The 7,127-nt window shown below is 62.3% G+C and carries 6 protein-coding genes; all 6 read left to right on the forward strand.

Translation table 11 applies throughout. The features are described from left to right. Position 1: 1 nt before the first annotated feature. Positions 2–622, forward strand: a complete 621-nt coding sequence (locus ACTIEN_RS13030) for an SGNH/GDSL hydrolase family protein (protein WP_439523578.1) — start codon at positions 2–4, stop codon at positions 620–622. After that, on the forward strand, positions 622–1,383 hold the full coding sequence (locus tag ACTIEN_RS13035) for an SDR family oxidoreductase (RefSeq protein ID WP_439523579.1): 762 nt from the start codon (positions 622–624) through the stop codon (positions 1,381–1,383). The genes ACTIEN_RS13030 and ACTIEN_RS13035 overlap by 1 nt, the downstream gene beginning before the upstream one ends. Further along, on the forward strand, positions 1,380–2,795 hold the full coding sequence (locus ACTIEN_RS13040) for a carnitine 3-dehydrogenase (protein WP_439523580.1): 1,416 nt from the start codon (positions 1,380–1,382) through the stop codon (positions 2,793–2,795). The genes ACTIEN_RS13035 and ACTIEN_RS13040 overlap by 4 nt, the downstream gene beginning before the upstream one ends. Beyond that, complete coding sequence (locus tag ACTIEN_RS13045; RefSeq protein WP_439523581.1) at positions 2,792–3,952, forward strand: acyl-CoA dehydrogenase family protein; 1,161 nt, start codon at positions 2,792–2,794, stop codon at positions 3,950–3,952. The genes ACTIEN_RS13040 and ACTIEN_RS13045 overlap by 4 nt, the downstream gene beginning before the upstream one ends. A 78-nt stretch (positions 3,953–4,030) precedes the next feature. Further along, on the forward strand, positions 4,031–6,052 hold the full coding sequence (locus tag ACTIEN_RS13050) for an acetate--CoA ligase family protein (RefSeq protein WP_439523582.1): 2,022 nt from the start codon (positions 4,031–4,033) through the stop codon (positions 6,050–6,052). Then, entirely contained in the window at positions 6,052–6,834 is a 783-nt protein-coding gene (locus ACTIEN_RS13055) for a carnitinyl-CoA dehydratase (RefSeq protein ID WP_439523583.1), read from the forward strand. Before ACTIEN_RS13050 ends, ACTIEN_RS13055 begins: the two co-directional genes overlap by 1 nt. Positions 6,835–7,127 lie beyond the last annotated feature (293 nt).

The following is a 7,127-nucleotide window of genomic DNA, read 5'->3' on the forward strand; positions in this document are numbered from 1 at the left end:
GATGGCGGTCATTCTTTGTTATGGTGACAGCAATACACATGGCACCAAGCCGCTTGAAAAGCTGGGCGCATTTGCGCGTCACGCTGCGGGCGACCGGTGGCCGGATGTGATGGCCGAGGCGCTGGGTGCTGGGCATCAGGTGATTTCGGAAGGTTTGCCGGGTCGGACAACGGTGCATGACGATATGGTGGAAGGCGGGATGCGCAACGGGTTGACTGTGCTGCCCGCGATCCTGCAAAGCCATGCGCCGATTGACCTGATGGTGCTGATGCTGGGGACCAATGATCTCAAGAACCGGTTTTCGGTGACGGCTTTCGAAATCTCGCGATCCTTGGAACGGTTGATCCTTGCGACACGCGCCGAAGCGGTGGTGACGGACATTCTTCTGGTATCGCCGGTTCCGGTGAAAGAAGCAGGTGTCCTGCGCGACGTGTTCGCTGGCGCCGAGGCGCGTCAGCGCGGGTTGAGTGCTTTCATAGCGGCGGCGGCAGAACGGCAGGGCGTCGGTTTCCTTGACGCTGGATCGGTGGTCAGCGTCTCACCCGTCGATGGCGTGCATTGGGATGCAGCCTCGCACCACACGATGGGCGCAGCGATGGCCCAAGCGATCATGGCGCGGTAATGAAGCAGGTCGTCATAACTGGCGGTGGGTCCGGACTTGGGCGTGCGATGGCCGAACGGTTCATGTCCGAGGGCGCCCGCGTTGCCATCTGCGACGCAGACCCGGACGCGGTTGCGGATTTTGCGGCGACGCATCCTGACCAGATCGCCTGTGCAGCAGACGTGACCGATGAGGCGCAGATGCAGGCATTCTTCGACCAGATCGATACCGCGTGGGATCGCGTCGATGTGGTGTGTGCCAATGCCGGGATCGGTGGGCCTGCGGGGCGGATCGAAGACCTGAGCCTTGCAGACTGGAACCGCTGCATCGAAGTGAACCTGTCGGGTACGTTCCTCACCTGCCGCTGGGCGGCGCGGCGGATGCGGGCAGCGGGGCAGGGGCTGATTGTCCTGACCTCCTCGACCGCCGGGCAGTTCGGCTATCCGCTGCGATCGCCTTATGCGACGGCGAAATGGGGGATTGTCGGCCTCACAAAGACACTCGCAATGGAGCTTGGCCCCGCAGGTGTGCGTGTGAACGCGATCTGCCCCGGCGCTGTCGAAGGTGACCGGATGGACCGGGTGGTGGCGATGGAAGCCGCTGCATCGGGCAAGACCCATGACGAGGTGCGCGCGCTTTACGTCAAGGGCGTGTCGCTGCGCACATGGGTGACGGCAGAGGATGTGGCGGACACGGTGTCGTGGCTCGCGTCATCGCAAGCCAAACGCATTTCCGGCCAGATCTTGGCCATCGACGGACATACGGAGACACTTGTACCATGATAGGCATTGCAGCGATCATCGGTGGTGGCGTGATCGGCGGCGGCTGGGCCGCGCGGTTTGCGTTGATGGGATGGGACGTTCGGATTTTCGATCCCGACCCCGAGGCCGAGCGCAAGATCGGCGAGGTCATGGCCAACGCGGCGCGGGTGTTCCCGATGCTCTACGAGGCGCCGATGCCGGTACGGGGCGCGATCACCTATGTCGGCTCCGTGGCCGAGGCTGTTACCGGTGCCGACTGGATCCAGGAAAGCGTGCCGGAACAGCTCGACATCAAGCACAGGGTCATTGCCGAAATACAGGCGGCCTGTTCTGAAACTGCGGTTCTGGCCTCCTCGACCTCGGGGTTCAAACCGTCGGAATTGCAGCAGGACGCAGCACGTCCCGGCCAGGTCATGGTCGCGCACCCGTTCAACCCGGTCTACCTGCTGCCGCTGATCGAACTGGTGCCCAGTGCCGCATCAGACACGTCCATCGTGACGCGCGCCAAGCAGATCCTGACTGGGATCGGCATGTACCCCCTGCATGTCCGGGCCGAGATCGACGCCCATATCGCCGACCGCTTCCTTGAGGCGGTGTGGCGCGAGGCGCTGTGGCTGGTGAAAGACGGCATCGCAACGACCGAAGAGATCGACAACGCGATCCGCTACGGGTTCGGCCTGCGTTGGGCACAGATGGGCCTGTTCGAGACCTATCGCGTGGCAGGTGGTGAGGCAGGCATGCGGCACTTCATGGCGCAGTTCGGGCCGTGCCTGCAATGGCCGTGGACCAAGCTGACCGATGTGCCCGAGTTCACGGACGACCTGGTGGATCTGATCGCGGGCCAGTCCGATGCGCAATCGGGACATATGAGCATTCGTGATCTGGAACGGCTGCGCGACAACAACCTCGTCGCCATCCTGCGCGCGCTGAAACAGCAGGGCGCTGCGGCGGGCAAGCTGATCCTCGATCACGACACCGCCCTGCGCGGACCTTTGGGGGCCGAAATCCCATTGGTCACAGTGCGGCGTGTGGTGCCTGTGGACTGGACCGACATCAACGGACATATGAACGAGGGGCGCTACGGGCAGTTGTTCAGCGATGCGTCCGAGGAATTCATGACCCATATCGGCGCGGACCGCGCGTATATCGCGGCCGGGCACAGCTATTTCACGGCTGAGACAAAAACCAAGTATCTGGCTGAAACCCGTGCGGGCGAAGACATCTATGTGACAACGCATATCATCGTGGCCGATGGCAAAAAGCTGCAACTCTGGCACCAGATGCACCGCGCGTCCGATGATGCGTTGCTGGCGAATTGCGATCAGTTCATGCTGCACGTGTCGTTGGAAACCCGTCGATCTTGTCCACCCCTGCCGCATGTGGCCGAGGTATTGAACCGGCTTGCAGACGCCCATGCAGAGGCGGATCAATGAATTTCGGGCTGAGCGATGAACAGCAGTTGATTGTCGCAACTGTGCGCGAATTCGTCGAACGCGAGATCTACCCGTACGAGGCCGAGGTCGAACGCACGGGTGAGGTGCCGGCAGAGGTGGCGCAGGAGATCAAGCGCAAGGTGCTCGATCTGGGCTTCTACGCCTGCAACTTCCCCGAAGAGGTGGGCGGCGCGGGCCTGTCCCATCTCGACTTCGCGCTGGTGGAGCGCGAGTTGGGGCGCGGGTCCATGGCTCTGACGCATTTCTTCGGGCGGCCGCAGAACATCCTGATGGCCTGTGAAGGCGACCAGAAAGAGCGGTATCTGCTTCCCGCCGTGCGTGGCGAGAAGATGGACGCGCTTGCCATGACAGAACCCGAGGCCGGATCGGATGTGCGTGGTATGTCCTGCACCGCCCGGCGCGATGGCGGCGACTGGTTGGTCAACGGAACCAAGCATTTCATCTCGGGCGCAGATCACGCGGATTTCTTCATCGTCTTCGTCGCAACCGGTGTTGATGAGACACCGAAGGGACCGAAAAAACGCATCACCTGTTTCCTTGTCGATCGCGGCCATCCCGGCTTTTCCGTGCGGGATGGCTACAAATCGGTCAGCCACCGCGGCTACAAGAACTGCATCCTTGAATTCGACGAGTGCCGCCTGAGCGATGCGCAGGTCCTGGGCGCGGTTGATGGCGGGTTTGCGGTGATGAACACCTGGCTCTACGCCACACGCATCACCGTCGCCACCATGAGCGTCGGCCGCGCGCGGCGCGTCTTCGATCACGCCCTGAGCTATGCCGCCGAACGCAAGCAGTTCGGCCAGCAGATCGGCAAGTTCCAGGGTGTCAGCTTCCAGATCGCCGACATGATCACCGAGATCGACGCGGCGGACTGGCTGACGCTCAGCGCCGCTTGGCGGCTGGACCAGGGATTGCCCGCCAACCGCGAGATTGCCAGCGCGAAACTCTATGCCAGCGAAATGCTGGCCCGCGTAACCGATGCGACGCTGCAGATCCATGGCGGTATGGGCCTGATGGACGACTATCCCGTAGAACGCTTCTGGCGGGATGCACGGGTCGAACGGATCTGGGATGGCACATCGGAAATCCAGCGCCACATTATCAGCCGCGACCTGCTACGACCGCTTGGGGCGTGACCCCGTGTTTCTTTGGGCCTTAAATACCTTGGGGTCTGGGGCAAAGCCCCAGCAGTTTCCGTCAACGGAAACTCCAAGATGCGTGAACGCATCGTGACGCGCGCGCTTGACCGTCTGTTCCGACCGTCCACGGTTGCGGTAATCGGCGGCGGCGCATGGTGCCGCGCAGTGATCGCGTCGTTGACGCGGATCGGTTTTGACGGCCCGGTCTGGCATGTACATCCGACCGCAGACTCTGCATTCCGCAACATTGCAGAACTGCCGGCAGCGCCCGATGCCTGTTTTATCGGCGTCAACCGCAACGCGACCATCAACTGCCTGCGCGATCTTTCGGCCAAGGGCGCCGGCGGCGCGGTCTGCTTTGCAAGCGGTTTTGCCGAAACTGGCGATGGCGTCTTGCTGAACGCTGCCCTGCTGGATGCCGCCGGGGACATGGCCATCGTCGGGCCGAATTGCTACGGCTTCGTTAATGCGCTGGACCGCACCGCGCTTTGGCCGGACGTGCATGGCCTGATCCCGGTGGAAAAAGGTGTGGCGATCCTGACGCAAAGTTCGAACATTGCCCTGAACCTGTCGATGCAGAAACGCGGGCTTCCGATTGCGTTTCTGGGCACGGCGGGCAATCAGGCGCAGACCGGGCTGAGTGAGATGGCATTGCACCTGATCCGGGATCCAAGGATCACCGCGCTGGGTCTGCATATCGAAGGGGTCGGTGATCTTGCTGCGCTGCAGGTGTTGATGCAAGAGGCAAGTCGCCTTTGTAAACCGGTGGTTGCGTTGAAATCTGGCCGGTCCGAGGCCGCGCAATCCGCAGCGCTGTCGCATACCGCGTCGATGGCTGGTTCGGATGTTGGGGCCAATGCGCTTTTTGACCGGCTGGGGATTCTGCGGGTCCGGTCGCTGGATGCCTTGATCGAGGCTTTGAAACACGCGCATCTATATGGGCCCACAGCACCCGGCCAGATCGCGTCGCTGTCCTGTTCGGGTGGCGAGGCAAGCCTGATGGCTGATGGCGGCGCGGCGCGTGGCTTGCGGTTTGCACCTCTGAGCGCGGAACAGGACAGCGCGCTGGAGGCTGTGTTGGGACCGCTGGTGACGCGGGCAAATCCTCTGGATTACCACACCTTCATCTGGAACGACCCCGAGAGGATGGCCGAAGTTTATGGGGTCATGGCGTCAGGCGACGCGGACTTGACCGTGATCCTTGTCGATATGCCAAGGCAAGACCGCTGTGATACGGATGCCTGGGACTGTGTCGAGATCGCCGTGACTCTGGCCCGGCAAAGAACCGGGAAAGCTTTGGCGTTGCTGACCACCTTGTCAGAGTCGATGTCCGAGGGCATGGCGGCGCGGCTGATGGCAAACGGTATCCTGCCGCTGCACGGTCTGGACGCCGCGCTGGATGCGGTGTCGGTGATCTATGCGGACAGGGTAGTGGCGGACCCGGACCGGACCCTTGCGATACCCGCTCCGTCAACTAAGAGCCGAATGCTTGACGAGTCGGCGGCAAAGACGGCTCTGGGCGATCACGGTCTGGATGTGCCACGCCACGCGCTGGCCACAACCGTGCAGTCGGCAGGCCTGGCCGCCGAACCGCTTTTTCCGGTTGTGCTCAAGGCGCGCGGGCTGGCCCACAAGTCAGAGTCCGGTGGGGTTGTTCTTGGGCTGCAGACGGTGTCGGCAGTGCAAGACGCGGCGCAGGCAATGGTCTGCGATGGCTTCTATGTGGAAGAGATGGTGTCGGACGGTGTTGCCGAGCTGCTGGTCGCAATCCTGGCGGATCCGGCGCATGGCTATGTGTTGACCCTTGGGGCAGGGGGCGTGTTGACCGAGTTGTGGCAGGACACGCAGCATCTTCTTGTTCCGGCCAGCGAAACAGAAGTGGTCGCCGCACTCGACCGCTTGCGCATCGCGCCGCTACTGTATGGCTATCGGGGCAAACCTGCCGCAGACCGAGACGCAGTGATCCGGGCGGTTATGGCACTACAGGCCTATGTGATTGCACAGGCGGGCCGGGTGGCCGAGATCGAAGTCAATCCGCTGATCGTCACCCCGACCCGCGCGGTGGTGGCCGATGCCCTGATCCGGGAGGAACTCTGATGGACAGTCCCTTACATGTGACACGCGACGGGCATGTGCTCGAGGTCACTTTGAACCGGCCCAAGGCCAATGCGATCGACCTGCTCACCAGCCGCGCCATGGGGGAAGTGTTCAAGTCCTTCCGCGATGATCCGGATCTGCGCGTGGCCATCCTCACCGGGGCAGGGGACAAGTTCTTCTGTCCGGGCTGGGATCTCAAGGCGGCAGCCGATGGTGATGCTGTGGATGGCGACTACGGTGTGGGCGGATTTGGCGGCATTCAGGAATTGCGCGATCTCAACAAGCCGGTGATCGCCGCCGTCAATGGCATCTGCTGCGGGGGTGGTCTGGAGCTGGCCTTGAGCGCCGACATCATCCTAGCCGCCGATCACGCCAGCTTTGCCTTGCCCGAAATCCGGTCGGGCACGGTGGCGGATGCGGCTTCGGTGAAACTGCCCAAGCGGATTCCCTATCATATCGCGATGGAGATGCTGTTGACCGGGCGCTGGCTGGATGTGGACGAGGCGGCGCGTTGGGGATTTGTGAACCATGTCCATCCTGCCGCTGACCTCATGGCCCAAGCCCGCAAGATGGCGGCGCTTTTGGCGTCAGGTCCACCGCTGGTCTACGCCGCGATCAAGGACATCGTGCGCGAGGCCGAGGATTCGTCGTTTCAGGACATGATGAACCGGATCACCAAACGCCAACTGGCGAGTGTGGACGTGCTTTACGACTCGGAAGACCAGCTTGAAGGGTCAAGAGCCTTCGCCGAAAAGCGCGATCCGGTGTGGACGGGCAAGTGACTCGGCGCGAGTCCCAGGGGTTACGCAGGGGCATGTGTGGGTAAGCCTGTGGATAATGCGTGCCTGCACTGCCTTGAGAGGGATGGCGTGAGGGGCGCGCGTTGGCGGAAGCAGTGATTTTCCGAATTAAAACGTTTGTTTTCAGTGGCATGACAGAAAAATGACGAAAATCACGAATTTCCCAAGATTTCTGCTTGCGGTCCTGCGGCACCAACTCTAAAAGCCCCTTCACCGGCGCTGCTGAGGCGGACGCGGGGACGACGGAAGGGACGACGGACTGAGGTTCGGAAGGA

Origin of the sequence: Marivita sp. (assembly GCF_051859345.1) — a bacterium.
Classification (GTDB): domain Bacteria; phylum Pseudomonadota; class Alphaproteobacteria; order Rhodobacterales; family Rhodobacteraceae; genus Marivita.